This is a genomic window from Streptomyces sp. NPDC002868, from assembly GCF_055563295.1.
This window is the reverse complement of record NZ_JBVHDR010000001.1, coordinates 675,763-699,734: the sequence shown is the minus strand read 5'-3', so window position 1 is coordinate 699,734 and position 23,972 is coordinate 675,763. Positions and strand designations below refer to the sequence as shown.

At 69.8% G+C, this 23,972-nt stretch carries 18 protein-coding genes; 6 read left to right on the top strand and 12 right to left on the bottom strand.

The genetic code is table 11. The annotated features are described in order from the left end of the window. The first annotated feature begins 166 nt into the window (after positions 1–166). Entirely contained in the window at positions 167–715 is a 549-nt protein-coding gene (locus tag ACZ3H8_RS03315; protein WP_467396763.1) for a TetR/AcrR family transcriptional regulator, read from the top strand. 76 nt (positions 716–791) lie between these two features. Beyond that, on the top strand, positions 792–3,566 hold the full coding sequence (locus ACZ3H8_RS03310) for a LuxR C-terminal-related transcriptional regulator (protein ID WP_467396761.1): 2,775 nt from the start codon (positions 792–794) through the stop codon (positions 3,564–3,566). Between the two features lie 23 nt (positions 3,567–3,589). Here ACZ3H8_RS03310 and ACZ3H8_RS03305 read toward each other — a convergent pair whose 3' ends face one another. From ACZ3H8_RS03305 to ACZ3H8_RS03295, 3 genes are all read right to left on the bottom strand, one after another. After that, positions 3,590–4,264 (bottom strand): GntR family transcriptional regulator, encoded by a 675-nt coding sequence (locus tag ACZ3H8_RS03305; protein WP_467397927.1) that lies wholly within the window; start codon positions 4,262–4,264, stop codon positions 3,590–3,592. 92 nt (positions 4,265–4,356) lie between these two features. Continuing rightward, positions 4,357–4,833, bottom strand: coding sequence for an NUDIX hydrolase (locus ACZ3H8_RS03300; RefSeq protein WP_467396760.1), 477 nt, complete (start codon positions 4,831–4,833; stop codon positions 4,357–4,359). Positions 4,834–4,872: 39 nt separating this feature from the next. Beyond that, positions 4,873–5,820 (bottom strand): beta-ketoacyl-ACP synthase III, encoded by a 948-nt coding sequence (locus tag ACZ3H8_RS03295; protein ID WP_356220528.1) that lies wholly within the window; start codon positions 5,818–5,820, stop codon positions 4,873–4,875. Between the two features lie 157 nt (positions 5,821–5,977). On the opposite strand from ACZ3H8_RS03295, the gene ACZ3H8_RS03290 reads away from it, so the two are divergent. After that, positions 5,978–7,078, top strand: coding sequence for a 2-dehydropantoate 2-reductase (locus ACZ3H8_RS03290; protein WP_467397924.1), 1,101 nt, complete (start codon positions 5,978–5,980; stop codon positions 7,076–7,078). Positions 7,079–7,132: 54 nt separating this feature from the next. Then, a complete protein-coding gene (gene fdhD, locus ACZ3H8_RS03285) occupies positions 7,133–7,972 on the top strand; it encodes a formate dehydrogenase accessory sulfurtransferase FdhD (RefSeq protein WP_467396757.1) in 840 nt (279 codons plus the stop codon). A 77-nt stretch (positions 7,973–8,049) separates the two neighbouring features. Here fdhD and ACZ3H8_RS03280 read toward each other — a convergent pair whose 3' ends face one another. The 4 genes from ACZ3H8_RS03280 to ACZ3H8_RS03265 all read right to left on the bottom strand — a co-directional run bounded on the left by ACZ3H8_RS03280 (position 8,050) and on the right by ACZ3H8_RS03265 (position 13,340). Further along, entirely contained in the window at positions 8,050–9,729 is a 1,680-nt protein-coding gene (locus ACZ3H8_RS03280; RefSeq protein WP_467396755.1) for a PHP domain-containing protein, read from the bottom strand. 32 nt (positions 9,730–9,761) lie between these two features. Then, positions 9,762–11,666, bottom strand: coding sequence for a LamG-like jellyroll fold domain-containing protein (locus ACZ3H8_RS03275; protein WP_467396753.1), 1,905 nt, complete (start codon positions 11,664–11,666; stop codon positions 9,762–9,764). Positions 11,667–11,805: 139 nt separating this feature from the next. Continuing rightward, a complete protein-coding gene (locus ACZ3H8_RS03270) occupies positions 11,806–12,213 on the bottom strand; it encodes a (2Fe-2S) ferredoxin domain-containing protein (RefSeq protein WP_467396751.1) in 408 nt (135 codons plus the stop codon). Between the two features lie 56 nt (positions 12,214–12,269). Further along, positions 12,270–13,340: a bile acid:sodium symporter family protein gene (locus tag ACZ3H8_RS03265; protein ID WP_467396749.1), complete on the bottom strand. Its 1,071-nt coding sequence runs from the start codon at positions 13,338–13,340 to the stop codon at positions 12,270–12,272. A gap of 124 nt (positions 13,341–13,464) precedes the next feature. On the opposite strand from ACZ3H8_RS03265, the gene ACZ3H8_RS03260 reads away from it, so the two are divergent. Next, complete coding sequence (locus ACZ3H8_RS03260; protein WP_467396747.1) at positions 13,465–14,337, top strand: LysR substrate-binding domain-containing protein; 873 nt, start codon at positions 13,465–13,467, stop codon at positions 14,335–14,337. A 322-nt stretch (positions 14,338–14,659) separates the two neighbouring features. After that, the gene (locus tag ACZ3H8_RS03255) at positions 14,660–16,459 is read left to right on the top strand and encodes an AMP-dependent synthetase/ligase (protein WP_467396745.1); all 1,800 of its coding nucleotides are present in this window, start codon (positions 14,660–14,662) and stop codon (positions 16,457–16,459) included. Positions 16,460–16,580: 121 nt separating this feature from the next. Here the strand turns inward: ACZ3H8_RS03255 and ACZ3H8_RS03250 are convergent, their stop codons facing one another. The 5 genes from ACZ3H8_RS03250 to ACZ3H8_RS03230 form a co-directional block, all read right to left on the bottom strand. Then, complete coding sequence (locus tag ACZ3H8_RS03250) at positions 16,581–17,699, bottom strand: PQQ-dependent sugar dehydrogenase (protein WP_467396743.1); 1,119 nt, start codon at positions 17,697–17,699, stop codon at positions 16,581–16,583. A gap of 44 nt (positions 17,700–17,743) precedes the next feature. After that, positions 17,744–17,956, bottom strand: coding sequence for a hypothetical protein (locus tag ACZ3H8_RS03245; protein ID WP_467396741.1), 213 nt, complete (start codon positions 17,954–17,956; stop codon positions 17,744–17,746). Positions 17,957–18,059: 103 nt separating this feature from the next. After that, positions 18,060–19,793: an alpha-galactosidase gene (locus ACZ3H8_RS03240; RefSeq protein ID WP_467396739.1), complete on the bottom strand. Its 1,734-nt coding sequence runs from the start codon at positions 19,791–19,793 to the stop codon at positions 18,060–18,062. After that, positions 19,794–21,965: a discoidin domain-containing protein gene (locus tag ACZ3H8_RS03235; protein ID WP_467396737.1), complete on the bottom strand. Its 2,172-nt coding sequence runs from the start codon at positions 21,963–21,965 to the stop codon at positions 19,794–19,796. Then, positions 21,962–23,965 (bottom strand): glycosyl hydrolase family 28 protein, encoded by a 2,004-nt coding sequence (locus tag ACZ3H8_RS03230; protein WP_467396734.1) that lies wholly within the window; start codon positions 23,963–23,965, stop codon positions 21,962–21,964. The genes ACZ3H8_RS03235 and ACZ3H8_RS03230 overlap by 4 nt, the downstream gene beginning before the upstream one ends. Positions 23,966–23,972: the final 7 nt, after the last annotated feature.

Sequence of the window (23,972 nt, the reverse complement as noted above, 5' to 3'; positions counted from 1 at the left end):
ACCCCGTTGCACAATCTGACGTTTCATGCATAGAGTGTCAGCATGACAAGTCGGCAGCGGGAACGTCGTGAGTGCCTCACACCGAGGCCGACCGGAACCTGTTCACCTGTCAGAACCCGGCTTCGTCCAGTCCTCTCGCCGATCTGATGCTCAGCACAATGGAGCCATGAACTCCCGACTCGATCAGGTGCTCGACGCGGCGTACGCGACCTTCACCAAGCACGGCGTGCGCCGCACCACCATGGAAGACATCGCCCGGGCGGCGGGCATGTCCCGCGCCGCCGTCTACCAGTACGTACGCAACAAGGACGACGCCTTCCTGCGGCTCACCGAGCGCCTGCACGGGCAGGCGTTGGCCCAGGCCAAACAGGCCGCGGTCGCCGAGGGCACGGCCCATGAACGGGTCCGCGGGATCCTCGGCGCCAAGCTCGACCTCTTCCAGAAAGTCGTCGAGGACTCCCCGCACGCCTCGGAGCTGATCAACACCACCGACCGGCTCTGCGGGCCGACCGTTCAGCAGTTCACCAAGGACCTGCACGACCTGCTCACCGAAGCCTTCGCCGCGGCCGGCACCACGACCGTGACCCCGGCGCAGGCCGCTGACATCGCCATCGCCCTTGTTCTGGGCCTGGAATTGACGCCGGACGGCGCCGCGCTGCTGCGCCCCGCCACCGAAGCCCTCATCGTCGGACTCACCGAGAGAGACACCCCATGAACGCATTGCCCGGGCCGCTCACACCTGATGCGCCACCCCATGCCGCAGTAGAGCGTCGCGGACCTTGAGGGGTGCTGTGACAGTGCATGGTTTTGCGGATGTGTTCGTTGGCCGGGGCGAACAGTTGGGGCTGTTCACCCAAGGGCTGGCGAATCGACGGTGCCAGGGATTCGTCGTGTCCGGGCCGACGGGCGTGGGCAAGTCGCGGCTGGTCGAGGAGTGCCTGGCGCGGGCGGCGGGCAAGGGGTTCCGCGTTGCTCGGGCGACCGCAACCGCGGCGGCAGGGACGGTTCCGTTGGGCGCAATAGCTCATCTGGTGCCGACGGGGGTGGATTTGTCCGATCCGGTGACGGGCTTCGCCACAGTGGCACGGCAGTTGACCGGTCGGGACGGGCGTGCGCTGGTACTGCTCATTGATGACGTACACCTGCTGGATGCCGTCTCGGCGGTGCTTGTGCGGCAGTTGATGGACGCGGGTGTGGTGCGACTGCTCGGGACGATCTGCTCCGGTGCGCCGATGGGGGATGCGGTGGAGGCGCTGTGCCGCGGCGACGCAGTGGGACGGGTGGATCTGGCGGAGCTGGACCGTGGCGACGTCGAGGAGCTGTTGCAGGCGGTGCTGGGCGGGCCGGTGGCGCAAAGGACGCTGCGGGAGTTGTATGCGGCCAGCCGTGGCAATGCGCTGTATCTGCGGGAGCTGGTCATCGGGGCGCTGGACCGGGGTGCCCTGGTCAGCGACGGGGAGATCTGGGAGTTGGCGACGGGCCCGGTTCGCGGGACAACCCGGCTCGTGGAGCTGATCAGTGCGCGGCTGGCCGCGGCCGGGGACGAGGCCCGTCCGGTACTGGAGTTGCTGGCACTGTGCGGACCGCTGTCCCTGACCGACGCGGAGCAGGTCGCGTCACCTGAGGCGGTGACCGGGCTGGAGTACGCCGGGCTGGTGCGGGTGGGACAGGACGGACGGCGCACATCGGTGGCGCTGGCGCACCCGTTGTACGGGGAGGTGCTGCGAGCCGGCCTCCCCGTGACACGTCGGCGGGCGCTGCTGTTGCGGCAGGCCGACAGGGTCGAGGTACGAGGCATGAGGCGTCGTGCCGACGCGCTGCACGTCGCGTCCTGGCGGTTTACGGCAACCGGCACGGCGGATCCTCCGGCGCTGACCGAGGCGGCGGCGCTGGCCCGGTACGCCCACGATTACGGGCAGGCCCGCGCGCTGCTGCAGGCTCTGCCCGAAGAGCACCACACCACCGCCACCCGCCTGATGCTGGGCGAGGCACTGTTCGAGCTGGGCGAACCGCAGCAGGCCGAGACGGTGCTGGCCGCGGCCGTCGCGGGTGCCGAGAACGAGCAGGACAGGCTGGCGGTCACGATGGCGCGCACCTTCAATCTGTTCTGGGGGGCCGCGGAGGCGGACGAGGCGCTGGCGGTCAACGACGCCGCCCGTGCCCAGGCCACGAGTGCTGACGCCCTGCGGATGCTGCAGTACTGCGAGGGGTCCATGCGGATCGCCTCCGGCGAGCCGGTACGCGGGCTGGCCCTGCTGGAGGACATGGAGGAAGACATCCAGCACGCTCCCGACCCGGTGGCCTGGCTCACCGGCGCCCTGATGAAGCCACTCGGGCTGGAACTGGTCGGCCGCACCGGCGACGCAGTGGCCTGGGCGGAACGCGCCTACGCCGCCCACCTCACAGTCGACCACCACACCCTCTATCCCCACCCGGCAGTCCAGCTGATCTCGGTGAACCACGCTCTGAGCAGCCACGGACGGCTGGCCGAAGCCCGCGAGGTGGGCCGGCGCGGCTACGCCGAGCTCGCCCGGGTCACCTCAACTCCCGTACCCCAGATCTGGCTGGCCTTCAGTCTGGGCCGCACCGAGTGGCTGGCCGGGCATCCGGCCAGTGCCCGCCGCTGGTACGCCGAGGCCGCCGCCCTGGCCCGCACACATCACCACATCAGGCCCCTGGGCCCGGCGCTGAGCGGCCTGGCCGCATGTGCGGCGGTACTCGGCGACCTCGAGGCAGCCGAACTGGCCTGCGCCGAAGCCCGGAACTACCTGTGGCCGGACGTCTTCGCGGCCGAGGAGTATCTGGGACGAGCCTGGCTGCATGCCGCCCGGGGCCACCTCGCCCAGGCCCGTACGGTCCTCACCGACGCCGCCCGGTGCGCCCGCACCGCCGGCCTGATCACCCCCGAGGCCCAGCTGCTCACCGACATCGCCCGCCTCGGCGGCGCCAAGAAGGTGGCCGGGCGGCTGGCCGAACTCGCCCGCCAGAGCGACGGCGCGCTCACCGGCGCCGGCGCCCGCCTGGCCGCCGCCCTGGCCGCCGACGCCCCTGACCAACTCCTCGCCGTCGCCACCGCATTCGAGCAGGCCGGCGCCGACCTGCTGGCCGCCGAAGCCGCGGTCGCAGCCGCCGCCGCATGGCAGCGCGCCGGTCAGGCCCGCCGCGCCACCGCCGCCACCAGCCTGGCCGCCACCATCGCCGGCCGCTGCGAAGACGCCCGCACCGCACTGCTGACCGCCGCCACCCCCACTGCCCGGCTCACCGACCGGGAACGCGAAGTCGCCCTGCTCGCCGCCACCGGCACCCGCAGCAAGGACATCGCCGACGCCCTCCACCTGTCGGTGCGCACCGTCAACAACCACCTCCAGCACGCCTACGCCAAACTCGGCGTCACCACACGCCGCGAACTCGCCGACGTCCTGGAACGATCCGAACCACAGCACGGACCCGCCCTCCGCCCCGCCGGACAGGACGCCCCAGGCCACCGCGACGACCTGTTGCTGGATCTCCGAAGTGAACGCCCCGGTGCCCGGGCCGAGTTCACCACGAGCGGATCGCCCGGCTGAGCCGAGGGAGCGGGCGGCCCGCGCTACTGCTCGCGCTGGTGGTAGGTCTTGCGGGTGTGCTCCGTGTGGGCCCGCATGACCTCCGACGCCCGCTGCTCGTCGCGGGCCGAGATCGCCGCGATCAGCTCCCGGTGCTCGATCCACGACTGGCGGCCGCGCTGTCGCGCGACAGGCGTGTAGTACCAGCGCACCCGGCGGTCCACCTGTGCCGCCAACTCGGCGAGTACGACGTTCCCGGCGAGCTCCATCACCTTGGCGTGGAAGGCGGCGTTGGTGGCCACCGCGAGGTCGACCTCGTCGTCCGCGACGGCCTGTTCGCCCTCTGCGCACAGCTCTTCGAGCGCGGCGATGCCCGCGGATCCGGAGTTCGCCGCGGCGAGCCGGGCGGCCTCGGCCTCGAGCAGCGTACGGACCGAGAGCAGTTGGTCCGCCTCCGCCTCGGTCGGCTCATGGACGAACGCGCCCTGCGCCGGGCGCAGATCGACCCATCCCTCGGTGTTCAGCCGTTGCAGCGCCTCGCGCACGGGCTGGCGGGACACCCCGAGATGGCCGGCGAGTTCACTCTCGACCAGATGCTGGCCGGGGCGCAGTGCGCGGGTCGTGATGAGTTCGAGCAGCGCCTCGTAGACCCGCTCACGCAGCGGGCCGGGGCGTTCGAGCTTGGGCACGGTTCCCTGCGGCAGTCCTGCGGACAACATCACGGTCCCCCTCCTGGCCGGCAACGGTGAGCGACAATTGGCTATCGTCTACAGTCTACCGAGCGCAATCCTCTGGCGGGCCGAGATCCGCGTTACCTTCGGCCGGAATCGAGCAGCTCCTCCAGCCGGTCGAGGAACACCCGCTGCCCCGTCACCAGCTTCTCGCTCGCCTCCGCCACGGAGATCCACTCGGCCCGGTCGATCTCGGGGAACTCCTGCATCCGGCCCGAGCCCCTCGGCCACTCCATGGTGAAGGTGCCCGGCACCACCAGGCCCGTGTCGAGGTCGCCCTCGACTGCCCAGACGGTGACGATCTTGCCGCCGCCCTGTCGTGCCTCGCCGAGCGGCAGCCATTCCCCGTCGGGCGGCGGGACACCGAGCTCCTCCACGAACTCCCGCCGGGCGGCGGTCACCGGCTCCTCGTCCGGGGTGTACTCACCCTTCGGCACGGACCAGGACCCGTCGTCACGGGACTGCCAGAACGGCCCTCCCATATGACCGATGAGCACCTCGGTGTCCGAACCCCGCCTGCGGAACAGCAACAGGCCCGCGCTTCGCTTCGCCGCCATGCGGTTCAGTCTGCCCCGGGGACGGCTGCACCGCCGCCCTCAGGGACAGCGGACGACCTGACCCGCGTACGAGAGATTGCCACCGAAGCCGAAGAGCAGCACCGGATCACCCGACTCGATCTCGCCGCGCTCGACCAGCTTGGAGAGCGCCATCGGGATCGAGGCGGCCGAGGTGTTGCCGGAATGCACCACATCGCGGGCGATCACGGCGTTCACCGCGCCGATCTTCTGGGCGACGGGCTCGATGATCCGCAGATTCGCCTGGTGCAGGACGACCGCGGCGAGTTCCTCGGGGGTGACTCCCGCGCGCTCGCAGACCTTGCGGGCGATGGGCGGCAGCTGGGTGGTGGCCCAGCGGTAGACGGACTGGCCCTCCTGCGCGAAGCGGGGCGGGGTGCCTTCGATCCGTACGGCATGGCCCATCTCCGGGACCGAGCCCCACAGGACGGGGCCGATCTCGCCGTCCGAGCCGGGACCGGTCGCCTCGATGACCGCGGCGCCCGCCCCGTCGCCGACGAGCACACAGGTGGTGCGGTCGGTCCAGTCGGTGACCTCGGCCATCTTGTCGGCGCCGATGACCAGGGCACGGGCCGCGGCTCCGGCCCGTACGGCGTGGTCGGCCGTGGCGAGCGCGTGCGTGAAGCCCGCGCAGACGACATTGAGGTCCATGACTGCGGGCGAGCCCATGCCGAGACGGGCCGCGACGCGCGCCGCCGTGTTGGGCGAGCGGTCGATCGCGGTGGAGGTGGCGACCAGGACGAGATCGATGTCGTCGGGCGCGAGTCCGGCGGAGGCGAGCGCCTTCGCGCCGGCGTGCGCGGCCAGCTCGTCGACCGGCTCGTCGGGTCCGGCCACGTGCCGGGTCTCGATCCCGACGCGGCTGCGGATCCACTCGTCGCTGGTGTCGACCATGGCGGCCAGGTCGTCATTGGTGAGCACCTTGGCGGGCTGGTAGTGCCCGAGCGCGACGATGCGTGAGCCGGTCATATGCGGTTCCCCCTCGATGCGGACAGTGGAATTACCCAGTCTTGGCTGCTACCACCCGGTACGACGGCATGTGATCCCACAGGTTCAGGGGCCGGACTTTGGAGCTTTCCCGAAGGATGTGACGACCCTTGACCACCCGAAAGGCATACTGTAGACAATATTCTGTCGACTCAACCCCGGTGTCAACTCCCACCATCCCGCCCTCGCTCGGTCGCTCAACCGAACGGAGAGCCCTGTGAAAGTCGCAGTTGTCGGCGCCGGTGCCATCGGCGCATATGTCGGCGCCGCGCTCCATCGCGCCGGCGCCGAGGTCCATCTCATCGCCCGCGGCCCGCACCTGGCGGCCATGCGCCGTGACGGCGTGCGGGTGCTCAGCCCGCGCGGCGACTTCACCGCGCGGCCGGCCGCCACCGACGACCCGGCCTCGGTCGGGCCCGTCGACTATGTCTTCCTCGGGCTGAAGGCCAATTCCTATGCGGCGTCGGGCCCATTGGTGCATCCGCTGCTGCATGACCGTACGGCCGTCATCGCCGCGCAGAACGGTATCCCCTGGTGGTATTTCCACGGCCTGCCCGGGCCGTACACCGGACGCCGGATCGAGAGTGTCGACCCGGGCGGCGCGGTCAGCGCGACACTGCCGCCCGAGCGCGCCATCGGGTGTGTCGTCTTCGCCGCCACCGAGCTCGAATCCCCCGGTGTCGTACGCCACTTGGAAGGCACCCGGTTCTCCATCGGCGAGCCGGACCTGACCGTGTCGCGGCGCTGTCTCGACTTCAGCGAGGCGATGGTGGCGGGCGGGCTCAAGTGCCCCGTCGAGCCCGATCTGCGCAACGACATCTGGATCAAACTGCTCGGCAATATCTCCTTCAACCCGATCAGCGCGCTCTCGCGGGCCACGATGGCTCAGATCTGTCGCCACCGGGACACCAAGGCGCTGGTCGAGACGATGATGCGCGAGACGCTCGAGGTCGCGGCCGCGGTCGGCTGTCATCCCAAGATCTCCGTGGAGCGGCGCATCGCCGGCGCCGAGCGGGTCGGCGACCACAAGACCTCCACCCTCCAGGACCTGGAGAAGGGCAAACCGCTCGAACTGGACGTGCTGCTCGCGGCCGTCGTCGAGCTGGCCGCTCTGACCAGGACTCCCGTACCGAAGCTGTGCGCCGTCCACGCGCTCGCCGATCTGCTCGCGACGACCACCACCGCGACCGCGTCGCCAGGGAGACCACCGCAGCATGAGTCTGCCTGTGCAGGAGAATGAAGTCGTCAAAGGTCGCTTCGGCTTCCAACACGTACAGAATCGGAATTGATCGCCATGGGACGGGTCACCGAGCGCCGCCGCACCATCCGCATCAGGGACGGGGCGGTGTCGACCCGTCCCGACACCCTTGTGGCCGAGGAGCCGCTCGAGATCCGCCTCAACGGCAAGCCGCTCGCCATCACCATGCGCACCCCGGGCGACGACTTCGCGCTCGCGGCGGGCTTCCTGGTCAGCGAGGGCGTGATCGGGGCGGCCGCCGAGGTGCGGAACATCGTGTACTGCGCCGGGGCCACGGACGACGGATCGAACACCTACAACGTGGTGGACGTGCAGCTGGCGCCCGGCGTGCCTGTCCCCGACATCACGCTCGAGCGCAACGTCTACACCACGTCCTCGTGCGGGCTGTGCGGCAAGGCCAGCCTCGACGCCGTGCGCACCACCACCCGCTTCCCGATCGCAGACACTCCCCCGGTCCGCGTCGAGCCGGCCCTGCTCGCCCGCCTCCCCGACCGGCTGCGGGCGGCACAGCGGGTCTTCGACCGGACCGGGGGGCTGCACGCGGCCGCGCTGTTCTCCGAGGAGGGCGAGCTGCTCGACATCCGGGAGGACATCGGTCGGCACAATGCGGTCGACAAGCTGGTCGGCCGAGCCATCCAGGACGGCCGGCTGCCGCTGTCCCGGGTGATCCTGCTGGTTTCTGGACGGGCGTCGTTCGAGCTGGCACAGAAGGCGGTGATGGCCGGAATCCCCGTGCTGGCCGCGGTTTCCGCGCCGTCATCGCTCGCCGTGGACCTGGCTGCCGAGACGGGTCTGACCCTGGTCGGCTTTCTGCGCGGCGCCAACATGAACGTGTACGCGGGCGACGAGCGCATCGCCCTGAGCACCGGGGTCTGAAGCGCCCCCGCTGCACGGGATACGGGCCCGGCCGGCGGGGAGCGCCCCCTGCGCCGGCCGGGCCCCTCCGTGACAGGTCAGTGGACCACGTCCACGAAGACCGGGTTGGTGTAACACCAGGTGTCCAGCCACGCATCGCCGTTGCCCGGCTCGTGCGGAATCGGCCCGTGCGGGTCGATCGCCTCGCCCAGGAAGCCGGGGCCGTTGCGCCTGCCGTCGCTGCCGCGCAGCCGGAGGTAGAAGGACTCCTCGGCCCTCCCCAGCGGGATGCGCAGCGTGTACCGGCCCGTGCGGCCCTCGACATCGGCCGTGTGCACGACCTTGGTGCCGGGTGCGCGCCACTCGTCACGGTCGGCGGCCGGGCCGCACACCGCGCCGCGGATCACGTCGAGGTGGGCGAGGCGCGGCACTTCACCGTGATGGTTGGGGCGGGATGCGGTGGTGACGGTGACGTTGAGGACGATCTTCTCGCCGCGGCGTACGCGCAGTCGGCCGCCCAGCGTCACGCCACGGCCGATGCCGTGCTCCCTGTTCACGCGTACGTCGATGCCGTCGATCAGCTGGCCGTGGTCGACCCAGACGCGGCCTGCCCGCAGTCCGGCCATCACATGCCGATAGCCGTAGCGGGTCACACCCACATGCGTACGGCTGAACTGGCCCGGCCAGAAGTCGCTGCCGGGCTGCGGCTCGGTGGTGTTGACGGGGTCCGGGAGGCGGCCGGTGTTGTCGAAGTTCTGGCCCGGCAGCCAGTCGCCGTTCTTCCAGGTGTCGAAGGTGACCCGGTGTACGTCCGAGTTGGACGTGACCGAGAAGAGTTTGCCCTCGGCCAGCATGGCGTCCCACAGTCCGCCGACGGTCGCGGTCGCCCAGTCGAATCCGCCGTGAGTCAGATAGGCCTCAGGCGGATAGCCGGGAAAGGAGTTCGCGGAGGGAGAGTTCTCGTAGTCGCCGCGGATGCTGGTCGGGGCGTGCCGGCCGGGCGACGCGGCGGCCTGCGCGCCGGGAGCGCCCTCCATGCCGATCATGATGCCGGGGGCGGCGTCGCGCCAGGCGCGCATCTCGTGCGGGGAGTCGATACCGAGGCGCAGCGGGTGGTTGGCGAGGACGAGGACGTCGTCGACGTAGCCGCAGCGGCGCTGCTGGTCGAGCCACTGGAGGGCCTTGACGGCGTGGGCCTCGTTGCGCGCCGTGTCCGGATGGCCGGGGCCGCCCGCGGTGTAGCCGAGGAGTTTGCCGTCGTAGGCCTGCTCGAATTGGGTGAGCAGCTCGACCTCGTGGCGGCCGGGCAGGGAGAAGACGGTGGCGTGCTCGGCGCCGGGGATGTACCACTCCAGGCCCTGGAAGAGCAGCATGCGCCGGTTCTCGGCGCGGGCCTTGAGGATCTCCTCGTGCTCGGCCTGGGCGCCGCCCGCCTTGTGGTGGCCTATGTTGCTGTGCTCGGTGAGGACCATCCAGTCCAGGCCGTACTGGGAAGCCGCGGCTGCGAGCTGGGAGAAGGTGTACTTCGCGTCATGGCTGTAGACGGAGTGCACATGGTGGTCGCCGACGAGATAGGAGAGGGCGGGGTCGCCCAGGGACGGGGTGTGCGCCTCGGCGGCGGTCGGCGCGAGCAGGGCGCCGCCGGCGAACGCGGCGCCGAACAGGCCCGCGCTGCGCAGCAGTCCGCGGCGGGAGAGTCCCTGCGGGTCGAGCGAGTCGGCGGGTACGTCGGGGTCCGCCCAGCGGGGCAGGGGCTGAATGGGTCTCCGGCTCGGCATGAGGTGCTTCTCCTTCGGCGGCGCTCGGCAGGTCAGGCGATCATGAAGTCGCGTACGGGCAGGGCGCGTTCGACGATGCGCACATCGCCGAGCCAGCCGTGCAGCAGCTGGTCGAGGGTGCCGCCGTACTCGTAGCCGCCGACCAGCCAGGGCAGGCCGAGGGTGGCGAGGCCGCTGGTGCGGGTGGCGGGGTTACGGGCGACCGGGCAGCCGTCGACGTACATCGTGGTGTGCTTTCCGTCGTTGACGATGGCGAGGTGCCACCAGACCTCGCGCTCCAGCTCATGGCCCCAGTTGGTGACGGCTCCGGGCTGGTTGAGCGGAGCGGCCGCCCACTGCGGGCCGGGTCCGTCGGACAGGGAGAGGGTGGCGACGGGCTCTTCCGGGTCGCCTTCGGTCTTTCCGGCGGCGCCGAGTGTGCCGCGGCGGCTGAGGATCGAACCCCAGGCGTGGTGCCCGGCGTCCCAGTCGGCGGGGAGCTTGATGAACGCCTCGATCGTGTAGCCGGAGCGGAACGTCTTGGCGTTGAGCGGGGCGTTGCCCGCCGTACGCAGATACGCGCCGCGCAGCGGGGGCTTGCCGCCGTCGAAGTAGAGGCTGCCGTGGCCCGGCTGGTCGGGATGGTGGCTTCCCGACCAGCGCAGGGCATCGGCCGGGGTGCCGGGGACCGTCTCCCGCGTCAGGTCGTTGCGGTTGCCCGACAGGTCGGGGACGCGGAGCGCGGCGTCGGCCGGGGAGCCGTCCTGGTGCGGGCCGTCGAAGCGCCAGTAGGCGACGGTGCCGGGAAGGAGCATCTTCGCGGCGGGGCGGGGTCCCCGGGCGGGGACCGGCGCGAATCCGGCGAAGCGCTTCTCGAAGTCGATGGGGACGGAGAAGCTGTCCTGGGGGCCGGTCATTTCGATCTCGCGGCGCTCCAGTTCGTTGAGCCCGTCGCCCGCGCGGCCGAGGATCCACGGGGAGATCGTTTCCACGTCGATGGTGTTCCTGGCGAGGTCGAAGCGGTAGAGGCGGATCATCGCGCTGCCGCCGTAGTAGCGGTTCTGGTAGTTGGTGATGTGCAGATGCACGTCGTGGCCGGCGGTGTTCTTGCGGGTGGTGCGGGCGGCGGGCCAGTAGTGGCCGTTGAGCGTGAGGAAGATCTGGTCGTGGTCGGCTATCAGCTCGTCCCACAGGTGCTTGCCGTGCGGGGAGAACTCGGCCTCGTCGCCGTACTGGTCCGCGTACACGAGCTCGTGCGTGGTCAGGACGACCGGCGTCTTCGGGTGCCTGGCGATGACGTCCCTGGCCCAGGCGCGAGAGGCCGCCGACGGCCGCCAGTCGAGGGCGAGGACCAGCCACTCGCGGCCGGCGGCGCGGAAGAGGTGGTACGTGTTGTAGCCGTCGGGTGTGGCCCCGCCGAAGGTGGGCAGCCTGCGCATCCGCTGCGGGCCGAAGGCGTCCAGGTAGGGGGTGCGGCCGCGTTGGTCGTCGGTCGAGGACTTGATGTCGTGGTTGCCCGCGACGACGCTGTAGCCGACGCGGCGCCGGTCCAGGAGCTCGAAGGCCTCGCTCAGTGGTCCGAATTCGCGCGGCTGCCCGTTCTCGGTGAGATCGCCCAGATGGGACAGGAAGACGATGTTCTCGTCGCGCCCGTGGTCGAGTATGTAGCGCAGGGATGCCTCGACGGGCGCGGAGTTGATGCTGGCGCCGTCGAAAAGGTACTGGGTGTCCGGCATGACGACGAGCGTGAATCTGGGGCTGTCGGGGTCGGGACGCCAACTGGCAACGTTGTCAGCGGACTTCTGCTGCGGCAGGGCCGCGGCGGGCGCCGCGGTGGCCAGTCCCCCGGCGGCTGCGGCAGCGGTGGCCGCGCCTGTGAGTCCGGTGGCACGCAGGAACGTACGACGGCTGGCGGCGGGTGCGAGGGGGCCGTCGGGCCGGTGGAGCGGACTGCACATGGACGTCTCCGCGGTGCGTTCGTCGGGGTGAACGTGTGCACGGTAGGCGAGGGTCCGGGGCGCGACGGGGCCGGGTCGGCGACGTCCCGGCAAAGAAACCATGAATGACTCAGGCCGCGCGGGGCGGGGTGACGGTGACTCAGCGGGCACGGCGGCGCGCGTCGGAGGGCGGCGGGATCAGCTGGAGGGCCAGGGTGGCCGGGGGTTCGGCGAGTCCGGGGCCCCCGGCGATGGCCCACGCCAGGACGTCGTCCGTGGCATCGTCGTCGAGCGCCCAGCCGACCCAGGCCGCGCGGGCCCCTCTGCGTCGGCCCTCGCTGGAGGGCTGGACCACGATCACATTGGCCTGCCCGCAGGGCCCGAGGCAGTCACTGGTCCGGACGGCAAGCCGCCCTGCGGAGCCCGCGGCGGCGGCGCGCAGCCTGGCCAACTGCCCTTCGTGGTCGGTGCCGGGGTTCTTGCGGCCGTCGCCGCAGCAGCATCCGCGGCAGACGACCAGAGTGCAGGGGCGGGCATGGAAGGGGCGTATGGCGTACGTCGTCGTCACGGGGCGATCTTGTCAGACGAGGGGCGCGGTTTGCCGGGGTGCGTGGGCGGCGGCGCTCACTGGGGCACAGGGGCGTCAGCGCCCGCGTACTGCGGCCGGGAAGGGAACGGGGAGGGGATCGGGGAGGGGATCGGGGAGGGGAAAGACACCGCCTCCGTATCCCGCGCCCGCCGCTTCGCGATCACCGCGCACACCATCAACTGCATCTGGTGAAAGAGCATCAACGGCAGCACGGCCAAGCTCGCCTGCGCCCCGAACAGCACGCTCGCCATCGGCAGCCCCGCCGCCAAACTCTTCTTCGAGCCCGCGAACTGGATCGCGATCCGGTCCGCCCGCCCGAAGCCGAGCCGCTTCGAGCCGTACCACGTCAGCCCCAGCATTGCCGCCAGCAGCACCGCCTCGACCAGCAGCAGCGCCCCCAGACGCAGCGGCGTCACCTGGTGCCAGACGCCCGCGACCATGCCTTCGCTGAAGGCCGTGTAGACGACCAGCAGGATCGAGCCGCGGTCGACATACCCGAGCGCCTTCTTGTAGTGGGTCAGGAAGCCGCCGATCCACCGCCTCAGCAGCTGCCCCGCCAGGAACGGCACCAGCAGCTGGAGCACGATCTTCAGCAGCGAGTCCGCTGAGAAGCCGCCCGCGCCGCCGCCCAGCAGCAGGGCCGCGAGCAGCGGTGTCACGAGGATGCCGGCGAGGCTGGAGAAGGAACCGGCGCAGATCGCCGCCGGGACGTTGCCGCGGGCCATCGAGGTGAAGGCGATCGACGACTGGATGGTCGACGGGACCAGGCAGAGGAACAGCAGACCGCTGTAGAGCTGCGGGGTGAGCACGAGCGGCTCGAGGCCTCGCGCCGCGAGGCCCAGCAGCGGGAAGAGCAGGAACGTCGCGGCCAGCACCGTCAGATGGAGCCGCCAGTGCCTGAGCCCGTCGAGCGCCTCGCGCGTCGACAGCCGCGCCCCGTACAGGAAGAACAGCAGCGACACCGCGCCGGTCGACGCCCCGCCGACCATATCGGCCGTCGCGCCCGACGCCGGGAGCAGAGCCGCGAGGACCACGGTTCCGAGCAGCGCCATGATGTACGGATCGATCGGCAGCCAGGACGGGAACTGCAACGCGCGGCGGCTCATGTGCTCCACTTGCTCTCGGTTCAGATCGTGCCCTCCCCATGCTCCTCCGGATCGGCGCGATCGGGAATCCCACATACCACTCTGACTGTCATCACGAATCGCGATGAGCCGCTAGCCTAGAAGGATGTACGACCCGGTCCAGCTCCGTACCTTCCTCGCGGTCGCCCAGACCCTGAGCTTCACCCAGGCCGCCCGCCGGCTCGGGCTGCGGCAGTCGACGGTGAGCCAGCATGTGCGGCGGCTGGAGGACGCGACCGGGCGGCAGTTGTTCACCCGGGACACGCACAGCGTGGAACTCACCGAGGACGGCGAGGCGATGCTCGGCTTCGCCCGGACGATCCTGCAGGCGCACGAGCGCGCGGCCGCGTTCTTCACGGGCACGCGGCTGCGCGGTCGGTTGCGTTTCGGGGCGTCCGAGGACTTCGTGCTGACCCGGCTCCCGGAGATCCTGGAGTCGTTCCGGCGCGATCACCCCGAGGTCGATCTGGAGCTCACCGTCGAGCTGTCCGGCACGCTGCACGAGCAGTTGGCGGCCGGCCGGCTGGATCTGGTGCTCGCCAAGCGCCGGGCGGGCGAATCCCACGGCGAGCTGGTCTGGCGCGATCGCATGATCTGGATCGCGGCCGACGGCGTACGCATCGATCCGGATCGCCCGGTCCCGCTGATCCTCTTCCCACCGCCGGCCGTGACCCGGGCCCGTGCACTCGACGTCCTCGAGCGGCACGGCCGCCCGTGGCGCATCGCATGTACGAGTGGCAGCCTCAGCGGCCTGGTCGCCGCCGCCCGCGCGGGTCTCGGCGTGATGGCCCACACCCGCGGACTGGTCCCGCCGGGCCTGGTGCCGGTCCCCGACCGCGCCGGGCTGCCGGAGCTGGGCACGGTGGACTTCGTACTGCTGCACGGCCGCCGCCGGAACGCGGCACAGGAGGCCGCGGACGCGCTGGCCGCTGCGATCCTGGCGAGCGGCGACCGGCTGCACGGACCGGTCGGCCGCTGAGTACGACCATCGCCCGCACCGCTCGCCCCGGTTGTCCCGGTTGTCCCGAGCAGGTACGGACCAAGATCCCGCCCCCCGTACAGCGACAGTGATCGCACCGTACAGATTCGGTGGAGATTCTGGCGCAGCTTACTTACCCTACGGTCAGAAACTCGCCCGAGCCTTCCCCATGTGGTCGGATATGCGCCGCTGACCTGTGGTGATGCCATTCGTCCACAGTTCTGGCAGGCTCTCCCGCCCGGTGGCCGGGTGGGGTACCGTCACGGCGCTGTGCGGGGAGCGCCACAAGGAGCAGCCATTGCGCGAGTTCACTGTCCCACCCATGGCCGCAGCGCCTCAGGTCGGCGGACTTGCGGACGCGGTCTTCGACTACGCCGCGGACGATCCTGACCGGGTCGCGCTCGGCCGCAAGGACGCGGCGGGCAACTGGCAGAACGTGAGCTCCGCGCAGTTCCGCGACGAAGTGCTGGCGCTGGCCAAGGGACTGATCGCGCACGGTGTGCGGTTCGGGGACCGCGTCGCGCTGATGTGCCCTACGCGCTACGAGTGGACGCTCTTCGACTTCGCTCTCTGGACGGTCGGCGCCCAGTCCATCCCGGTCTACCCCACCTCGTCCGCCGAGCAGGTCTTCTGGATGCTGCACGACGCCGAGGTGTCCGCGTGCATGGTGGAGCACGAGGACCACGCCATGACCATCGGCTCGGTGATCGACCGGCTGCCGCAGCTGAAGCGGTTGTGGCAGCTGGACGCCGGGGCCGTCGACGAACTGTTCCAGGCGGGCGGCCACATCGACGACGAGGTGGTGCACCGGCACCGGCGGGCCGTGACCCCCGACTCGATCGCCACCGTGATCTACACCTCCGGCACCACCGGCCGTCCCAAGGGCTGTGTGATCACCCACGCCAACTTCATGTTCGAGACCGACACCCTGATCGACCGATGGGAGCCGGTCTTCCACTCCAAGCCCGGCGACGAGGCAGCCACGCTGCTCTTTCTGCCGCTCGCGCATGTCTTCGGGCGGATGGTCGAGGTCGCGGCGGTACGCGGCCGGGTCAAGCTCGGCCATCAGCCGGTGCTCCAGGCGAGCGCACTGCTGCCGGATCTGGCGACCTTCCGGCCGACGTTCATCCTGGCCGTCCCGTACATCTTGGAGAAGGTCTTCAACGCCGCCCGCCGCAAGGCCGAGGCCGAGGGAAAGACGGGCCCCTTCGACAAGGCGGTCGATGTGGCGGTGAAGTACGCGGAGGCGATGGAGCACCGGGCCTTCGGCCTCGGCCCCGGCCCGTCCGCCGGACTGCGGATACAGCACCAGCTCTTCGAGAAGCTCGTGTACGGCAAGGTCCGCGACGCGATGGGCGGCCGCGTCCGGCACGCGATGTCCGGCGGCTCCGGCATGAACCGGCAACTCGGCCTCTTCTTCGAGGGTGCGGGCGTCACCGTCTTCGAGGGATACGGACTCACCGAGTCGACCGCGGCGGCGACGGCAAACCCGCCCGAGCGCACGCGGTACGGCACGGTCGGCCAGCCGATCCCCGGCACCACAGTGCACATCGCGGAGGACGGCGAGGTGTGGCTGCACGGCGCCCATATCTTCTCCGGATATCTGGGCGACCCGAAGTCCACCGACGCCGTGCTGCACGACGGCTGGCTGGCCACCGGCGATCTCGGGGCACTCGACGAGGACGGCTATCTGACCATCACCGGGCGCAAGAAGGAGATCCTGGTGACCTCGGGCGGCAAGAGCGTCTCGCCCGTGGGCCTGGAAGAGCGGGTGCGCGGCCATCCGCTGGTCGCCCAGTGCATCGTCGTCGGCAATGACCGTCCGTACATCGCGGCCCTGGTCACCGTGGACCAGGAGGCCGTCGACCACTGGCTCGCCATGCAGAACAAACCGCCGCTTCCACCGGCCGAGCTGGTGCGGGACCCGGATCTGGAGAGGGAGATCCGCCGGGCGGTGGTGGCCGCCAACACCCTGGTGTCGAAGGCCGAGTCGATCCGTACGTTCCGGATACTGGCGCACCCCTTCAGCGAGGAGCTCGGTCTGCTCACCCCCTCGCTGAAGCTCAAGCGGAAGGCGATCGAGGCGGCGTACGCGGTCGAGGTGGACGCGCTCTACACCTGAGCACGCAGTGGCGCGGCGGCCGAGGTACGCGCCGACCCGAAGGGCCTCGACACGTACCTCGACGCTTGCCTCGGCACGAACACCGCCCAGTTCTGTACAGCAGGGCAGCAGGGCAGCAGGGCTAGCTGATCGTCACCCGGAAGATCTTGTCCGAGCCGGCCGGTTCACCTCCGTTCCCGTCCGCGTTGGTCGTGGAGAGCCACAGCTGGTTCGAGCCGGGCACCTTGGTGACCGCGCGCAGCCGCCCGTACGTGCCGACGTAGTGCGCCTTCGCCGTGCCGACGTTCTCGTTGCCTGCGTTGATCGGGATCTGCCAGAGCCGCTCGCCCCGCAGCGCCGCCATGTAGACCGCGCCGTCGACGACGGCGATGCCGCTGGGCGAGGCCTCGGCGACGCCCCAGGTCTTCTTCGGGTTGGTCATGCCGGAGACGGAGCAGTTGCCCTCGCAGGTCGGCCAGCCGTAGTTCTTGCCGGACTTGATGAGGTTGAGCTCGTCCTTGGAGCTCTGGCCGAGCTCGGCCTCCCACAGGCGGCCCTGGGCGTCGAAGGCGATGCCCTGCGGATTGCGGTGGCCCAGGCTGAAGACATGGTTGTTGAACGGGTTGCCCGGCGCCGGCTTGCCGTCCTTCGTCAGCCGGAGGATCTTGCCGTTGAGGGAGTTCTTGTCCTGCGCGAGGCTGGTGGTCTGGGCATCGCCGGTGGTGGCGTACAGATAGCCGTCCGGACCGAAGGCCAGCCGGCCGCCGTTGTGGTACTTCGCCTTCTTGATCCCCTGAAGGATGGCCTTGTAGCCGGTGAGCGACGTGCCGTCGTACGTCATACGCGCGATGCGATTGCCGTCGGACGAGGTGTGCATGAAGTACACGTAGTGGTTCGACGCCCAGTCCGGGTCGACCGCGACGCCCATCAGCCCGCCTTCGCCGCCTGTGGTCTGGGAGTTGGGGACGGAGCCGACCTGGGTCTTCGCACCGGACGGCGTCACCTTGAAGACCTTGAAAGAATTGCGCTCGGTGACCAGGGCGGTGGAGCCGTCGGGCATCCAGTACGTGCCCCAGGGGATGGACCAGCCGGTGGAGATGGTGGTGATGGCGGTCGGCGCGCCGGCCGCGCCGACGTCCTTCGGCTCGGTGGCATTCGGCTCGGTGGCGCCGGCGGACTGGACGAGACCGGCGACGAGCGCCGCGGCGCCTGCCGCGGCGGCCGTGCCGAGCAGGGCCTTCTTCGACTTGCTGCGGTGCATGTATTCCTCCGTGGGGGGTGGGGGGTGTGTCGGCTCGTGCGGTGTCAGCCCGCGTACTGGGAGACGATCTTGGTGTAGGCGTACGGCGACTGGGAGACGCTGCAGGCGTCACCGGCGCCGCCCGAGCCGCAGCTGCGGTCGCGGTTCACGGACCAGAAGGCGTAGCGCGCGATGTGGTGCTGCCGCGCGTGGGCCAGGATCGTCTTGAAGTCGTTCAGGGTGACCGTCTCGCCGGCCACGTCCGTTTTGCCGTTCATCGAGGAGACGCCGATGTGCTGGTAGGCGACGGTGTCGCTGTAGCCGTACGCGCCGCGCCGAGCGCGGACCTGCGGAGCGCAGTGGTGGGGGGTCGCACGTCTGTTAGCCCCTGTCGAGGTAGTCGAGGTTGGGTGCGCCGTTCGCCGTGGTGGCGGTGACCCGGACGGTGTTGGCGCCTGCCTTGAGCGGGACGGTGAGGCTGGAGTCGGCCCAGGTGGTCCAGGCGCCCGTGCCGTTGAAGGCCCGGCCCGCCGAGACGACCGCGCCGTTGACGGAGACGTCCATCGGGCGGCCCGCCGTGGTGCCGTTGGCGTATCGGATGGTCAGTGCCGCGTCGCGTGCGGTCGCCGATTCGACCGTCCACTCCACATAGGAGCCCGCCGCGTTCGGGGTGTTGACGAAGCCGGTGCCGCTGAAGCCACCGTGATCGGCGTCGACGGTCGATCCCGCGATGTACGAAGCGTTCTCGGCCTCGTACCGCACGGTGGTGCCCGACTGCGGTGTGGCCCGGATCAGCCGGGTCTCCCCCGGCCGCAGGGTCACGCTGTAGGAGCCGTTGACGGTGCCGCCGCTCTGGCCGGACCACAGGTCGGTGACGGCGGCGGCCCCGGAGAAGCCGACCTGCGACCAGTTCACGCTGACGGTCTGGTTGCCCGAGGTGCCGGTGTTGAAGAGGGCGACGATGTAGTCGCCGCCCGCCTCACGCTTGCTCCAGACCTGTTTCGGGCTGGAGTTGACGATCCGTTTGGCGGCGACGCCGTCCTGGTTGACCGCGATCAGCAGGTCGTTCGTCAGCATCGCCTTGTCGGTGGCGGTGAGCGCGGTGAGGTCGGTGCCGAGCAGCAGCGGGGACGCGGCCATCGCCCACAGCGTCATGTGCGAGCGCCGCTGGTCGGCGGTGAGACCGACCTGATCGCCGTTGCCGATCTCGAGGGAGTCCAGATCGTTCCAGCCGCCCGGCCCCGCGTACTGCTGCCAGTTCGCGGCCGAGTTAAAGCGGGAGGTCACCTTGTCCCACGTGGTGAGCGGAAAGCCGCTGCCGTTGGGCCCCGGGCCGCAGTAGCACTCGACATCGCCCTGGGTGCGCCAACTGTTGGCGAGCTGTCGCCAGGTGGGCGCGTCCGCGATGGCGAGGTTGTTGGAGAGCGCGTAGTTGATGGGCCGGCCAGAGGCGCGCAGGGCCTTGTCCCAGGCGCGGACGTCGGGGATGTCATGGCTGCCGACGCCGTCGATCTTGAGGTAGTCGACTCCCCAGGAAGCGAACTGGCGGGCCCAGGAGTTGACGAATTCCTGGGAGCCGGGCTTGCTGTAGTCGATGTAGTACATGTTCCTGCAGTTGTAGTTCTTCTCCTGCTTGGACGTGTCGGCGATGTCCTTCGCGCGGTACGAGGTGCCCTCGACCGGCGTGTTCCTGGTGACGGCGTTCTTGGCGATGCCGGGGGTGACGTAGAAGCCGAACTTCAGCCCTTTGGAGTGGATGTAGTCCGCGAGCGCCTTGATACCGGAGGGGAATTTCGCCTCGTCGACGGCCCACCGTCCGTACTGGTCGACGACGAAGCCGTTGGAGTCGCACTTCTGGTAGAAGTCGTCGAGGTTGACATAGACGTAGCCGTGGTCCTTGAGACCGCTGCTGACCAGCGCGTCTGCCTGGGCCTTCATTTTGGCCTCGGTGGGCCAGCGGCGTACGAAGCTCCAGCTGGACCAGCCCATCGCGGGCCGGACGGACAGTCCGTTGTCGGAGGCTGCGGCCTCCTGATGCGGCGGTGCCATCAGGAATCCCGCCGTGGCGAGCGCGAGGCCGAGCGCCCCGGTGAGGAGAGTTCTCAGACGTTTCATCTACGGCTCCACGTCGAGGTGGTCGAGGTTGGGCGCGCCGCCCGCACTGGTGGCGGTGACCCGGATGGTGTTGGCGCCTGCCGTGAGCGGGACGGTGAGGGTGGAGCCGGTCCAGGTGGTCCATGCGCCGGTCGGGCCGAAGGATCTGCCCGCCTGGACTGCGCTGCCGTTGACGGACACGTCCATCGGGCGGTCGGTGGTACCGCCGTTGGCGTACCGGATGGTCACGGCGGCGCTGCGCGCCGCCGTCGAGCTCACACTCCACTCCACATACGCGCCGGCCTCATTGGCGGTGTTGACAAAGCCGGTTCCGGAGTAGCCCGCGTGATCGCTGTCGACGGTGGACCCGGCGGAGTAGGTCCCGCTCTCCGCCTCGTACCGGTTTGGTGCGGGCGGCGTCCCGCCGCCCGAGTACGCGGTCCCGATCCACGCCTCGTCGATCCGCAGCCGCTTGTAGCGGGTCGAATCGCTCGACGCCGCATGGGTGTTGACGACTTCGAGGCGCACATGGCGGGCCGTGGTCGCCGGAATGTCGATGACGGCGACGCCTCGGCGGCTGGGCAGGCTGCCGGTCTTGACCGGGCTCCCCCAGTTGGCGCCGTCGCTGCTGACGTAGACGCGGTAGTCCCTGATCCGCGCGGACTGCTCGGTCCCGGAGCGTGCGTAACTCACCGAGTCCTCACGCTGGTTGACGCCGAGGTACTGCACCCGCTTGGCCGATCCGAGGTCGAAGCGGAGCGAGACCGGGGTGGACTTGTTGCTGTCCCAGTAGGTGCGGTAGTCGCCGTCGGCCGCGGCCGCGGCGCCATGACCGCTCGCCGACGCACTGGCGCTCATCGTGTACGAGGAGGCGGGGATGATCCCTTCGCGGCCGCCGGTGGTGACCTTGAAGACGGTGTCGTACGCATCCCAGCCGCCGAGGCCGGTCAGGCTGAGCGTGCCGCCGCCCTGGCTGTACGCAATGGGCGCGCCGGTACGGAGGTTGGTCACGCCCGTCACCCGGTAGCCGTTGTCCCGCAGCCGCAGGGTGGAGGTGGACGGCGGGGTCAGCACATGGATGTAGTGCTTGCCGGGGTCGGTCTTGCTGATGGTGGTGACGCCGTGCGCGCCGTCGTTCCAGAAGCCGGGCGCGAGACCGCCGTGCAGATAGCCGCCGCCTTCGGTGCCGTTCAGCGACTCCCAGATCTGGTCGAGATAGCCGTCGGCGAAGTTGTTGAAGCTCGCCTGGTTCGACGGGAATCTGCCGTTCAGCATCGCCGTCTCGGCCATCAGGGCCTTGACCGACGAGCCGGCGTTGGTGATCAGCCGGCCGAGGGTGAGCTTACGGTCGACGGACGAGTCGGAGCCGGTGTACCACCAGGAGCCGCTGGAGGGGAGCTTGAAGTCGGCCTCGATCAGTCGGGGGGCCGCCGTGTAGACCGCCTGCGGGTAGTCGTACGCCGGGGACATGCCGGTCTTCTGCTCATTGCTGATCATGTCCATGATCGGCGTGTCTTCGTTGTTGTTGCTGATGGTGTAGTTCGGCCGGCGCTCGTAGACCTTGGCGTAGAGGTTGTTCCGCTCCCAATAGGCGTTGTCGTTGTCGATCCAGAAGCCGCCGAGCTCCGGATAGCGGTCCATGACCTCGAAGAAGAGGTCGTAGGAGTACTCCCCGAAGCCGTCCCGGGTGTGCAGATCGACGGTGCGGCCCTTGTAGTCCGAGTACGCCTTGGAGTTGAGCCATTCGTTCCCGCCCTCGGCGTGCCACTGCGGGTCGTCGGTCATATAGAGGATCGTCTTGAGCCCCTTGGCCTTGGCCGCCGCGATCAGCTCACCGAGGAAGTCCCGTTTGGTGGCGCAGCTGCCCGGGATCTTGGACGGCCAGGGGCGTGCGTAGCCGAGCCGGCTGTGGAAGGTGGCGAGGACCAGATACTGAGCGTGCAGCTTCTGGGCCTCGGTCACCCAGTAGTCGGCGTTCCAGCCGCCGTTGGTCACATCCGTCTCCCAGCCGCTGCAACTGGTGTGGGAGGGGGCGGTGCGCTGGCCCCAGTGCAGGAACAGGCCGGATACGGAGGAGCGCAGGAAGTCCTGGCGCGGGTGCTGCAGGTCGGCGCGTGCGGGTCCCGGCAGGGTGAGCGCGCCGAGGAGAAGCGCGCCCACCAGCAGCAGACGCGCCCAGAGGCGTCTGGTCATGCCGGGCCGTCCAGGTAGTCGAGATTGGGTGCGCCGCTCGCCGTGGTGGCGGTGGCCCGTACGGTGTTGGCACCCGCCTTCAGTGCGACGGGCAGGGTGACGGTTCGCCAGCTGGTCCAGGCGCCGGTGCCCGCGAAGGGGGAGGCGGCGGCGACAGTGACGCCGTTGACGGTGATGTCCATCGGGCGGGCGGAGCTGGTGCCGTTGGCGTAGGCGAGGACGATGTCGGCGGTGCCCGCCGTCGTGGCGTTGACCGTCCACTCCACATACGCACCCACCGCGTTGGCCGTGTTGACGAAGCCCGTGCCGGAGAAGCCGGTGTGGTCGGAGTCGACGGTCGAGCCCGCGGAGTAGGCGGCGTTCTCCGCCTCGTACCGGGTCGGCGAGGGGCCGCCGCCGTCGCAGTTCTGGCTGGAGCCGGTCTGGCTGACGCGCAGCGCGCCGCCGCCGGTGTTGGCGCTGTTCGCGACGCAGTAGCCGTTCACGGTCTGGAAGAGGAGGTCCGACGGGCTGTTGCTGCCGCGCTGGGCCGTGAAGCGGTCGAAGCGGATGCCGGTGCTGTTGTTGGCGATGACGGCGGGCCGGCCGTCGTTGGCCGCGAACCGCACCTCGCTGTCGGTGAAGCGGACGTTGTCGGCGTTACGGATGTACCAGCCGTAGGCGGGGCGGGTGCCGATCGCCTTGGGGTTGTAGTCCTTGGGGTCGTTGCCCGGCGGGTTGGTGGACATGGTGCCGTTGCCGCCGGGCACGGTGATGTCGACGTTGGTGAAGGTGATGTCGTGGATGCGGCCGCTGCCGGACTCGCCCCACAGGGTGGGCGAGAAGGACGGGGTGGTGCCGGTGGCCTTGATGTTGGTGTACGTGATGTTGCTGATGGAGCCGACGCCGGGGTTGTTCCCGCACCGTTTTCTCGTACCGACCTTCTGCATGATCGGCGAGCGGACGTCGGTCATGGTGATGTCCTTGTAGTGGACGTCGGAGATCTTCGCGCCGTCCATGGAGACCAGACCCAGGCCGGACTTGTCGGAGCCCTTGATGGTGATCCGCTCGAAGCGGTAGTCGGTGAAGTCGCCGCAGGTCTCGGAGCCGAACATCAGGGCGTTGCAGCAGCCGGCGGAGAGATAGGAGTCGGTGACGGTGACATGCCCGTTGTTGATCTTGGCGCCGAGCGCGTAGTCGCTCTTGAAGGCGAGCGCGTCGTCGTTGGCCTCCAGGTGAGCGTTAGTGATCTTGACGTTGGTGGTCGAGATGATGTTCCAGCCGTCGCGGTCCATCGCCGTGTCGATGACGAGCCGGTCAGACACGACGTTGTCGCAGTTGTTGATGAGCGCCGCGAAGTGGCCGCCCTCGCGCAGGGTGATACCGCTGAGGGTGAGGTTCTTGCAGCGGGTGAGCGAGATGATCTTGTCGGCCTCGCCCGACTTCGGGTTGCCGGTGATCAGCGCGCCGTCGCCGTCGATGACGCCGGAGCCGGTGAAACCGATGTTGGTGAGGTTGTCGCCGTAGATCATGGCGTTGTGGAAGTGACTGTGGCCGTAGTCCTGGTAGTCGTCCCACTGGTTCGACTCGGGCGGGTCATAGGTGTCCGCGCCGTTGCCGCTGATCGTCGACCCTGCGTCCAGTTGCAGGGTGACATTGCTCTTCATCTTGATGGTGTTCTTGGACTCGTACGTCCCCGAGGGGAAGCGGACGATCCCGCCACCGGCCATGTTGGCGGCGGTGATGGCCTTGTTGATAGCCGAGGTGTCGTTGGTGGAGCCGTTGCCCACCGCGCCGTAGTCACGGACGTTGAATTCGGCCGCGGCGGGTGCGGGTGCCGTCGCGGCCGCCGGTGCGGCGAGCGGGGGTGGTGCGGCGAGTGGGGATGGTGCGGCGAGTGGGGGTGGTGCGGCGAGCGGGGGTGGTGCGGCCGGTTCCGCCACGGCCGGCGGCTGGGCCACGCCCAGCGCGACCAGGAAGCCCAGTAAGACGGTAGCGGCTGTTCTCCGTAATCCGGTCATGTCGTCC

Excerpts from the sequence above, each read along its gene's own strand:
- ACZ3H8_RS03315 (WP_467396763.1), top strand. The coding sequence starts at position 167 with ATGAACTCCCGACTCGATCAGGTGCTCGACGCGGCGTACGCGACCTTC.
- ACZ3H8_RS03305 (WP_467397927.1), bottom strand. The coding sequence starts at position 4,264 with ATGTTGTCCGCAGGACTGCCGCAGGGAACCGTGCCCAAGCTCGAACGC.
- ACZ3H8_RS03300 (WP_467396760.1), bottom strand. The coding sequence starts at position 4,833 with ATGGCGGCGAAGCGAAGCGCGGGCCTGTTGCTGTTCCGCAGGCGGGGT.
- ACZ3H8_RS03295 (WP_356220528.1), bottom strand. The coding sequence starts at position 5,820 with ATGACCGGCTCACGCATCGTCGCGCTCGGGCACTACCAGCCCGCCAAG.
- fdhD (WP_467396757.1), top strand. The coding sequence starts at position 7,133 with ATGGGACGGGTCACCGAGCGCCGCCGCACCATCCGCATCAGGGACGGG.
- ACZ3H8_RS03280 (WP_467396755.1), bottom strand. The coding sequence starts at position 9,729 with ATGCCGAGCCGGAGACCCATTCAGCCCCTGCCCCGCTGGGCGGACCCC.
- ACZ3H8_RS03275 (WP_467396753.1), bottom strand. The coding sequence starts at position 11,666 with ATGTGCAGTCCGCTCCACCGGCCCGACGGCCCCCTCGCACCCGCCGCC.
- ACZ3H8_RS03265 (WP_467396749.1), bottom strand. The coding sequence starts at position 13,340 with ATGAGCCGCCGCGCGTTGCAGTTCCCGTCCTGGCTGCCGATCGATCCG.
- ACZ3H8_RS03260 (WP_467396747.1), top strand. The coding sequence starts at position 13,465 with ATGTACGACCCGGTCCAGCTCCGTACCTTCCTCGCGGTCGCCCAGACC.
- ACZ3H8_RS03255 (WP_467396745.1), top strand. The coding sequence starts at position 14,660 with ATGGCCGCAGCGCCTCAGGTCGGCGGACTTGCGGACGCGGTCTTCGAC.
- ACZ3H8_RS03250 (WP_467396743.1), bottom strand. The coding sequence starts at position 17,699 with ATGCACCGCAGCAAGTCGAAGAAGGCCCTGCTCGGCACGGCCGCCGCG.
- ACZ3H8_RS03245 (WP_467396741.1), bottom strand. The coding sequence starts at position 17,956 with ATGAACGGCAAAACGGACGTGGCCGGCGAGACGGTCACCCTGAACGAC.
- ACZ3H8_RS03240 (WP_467396739.1), bottom strand. The coding sequence starts at position 19,793 with ATGAAACGTCTGAGAACTCTCCTCACCGGGGCGCTCGGCCTCGCGCTC.
- ACZ3H8_RS03235 (WP_467396737.1), bottom strand. The coding sequence starts at position 21,965 with ATGACCAGACGCCTCTGGGCGCGTCTGCTGCTGGTGGGCGCGCTTCTC.
- ACZ3H8_RS03230 (WP_467396734.1), bottom strand. The coding sequence starts at position 23,965 with ATGACCGGATTACGGAGAACAGCCGCTACCGTCTTACTGGGCTTCCTG.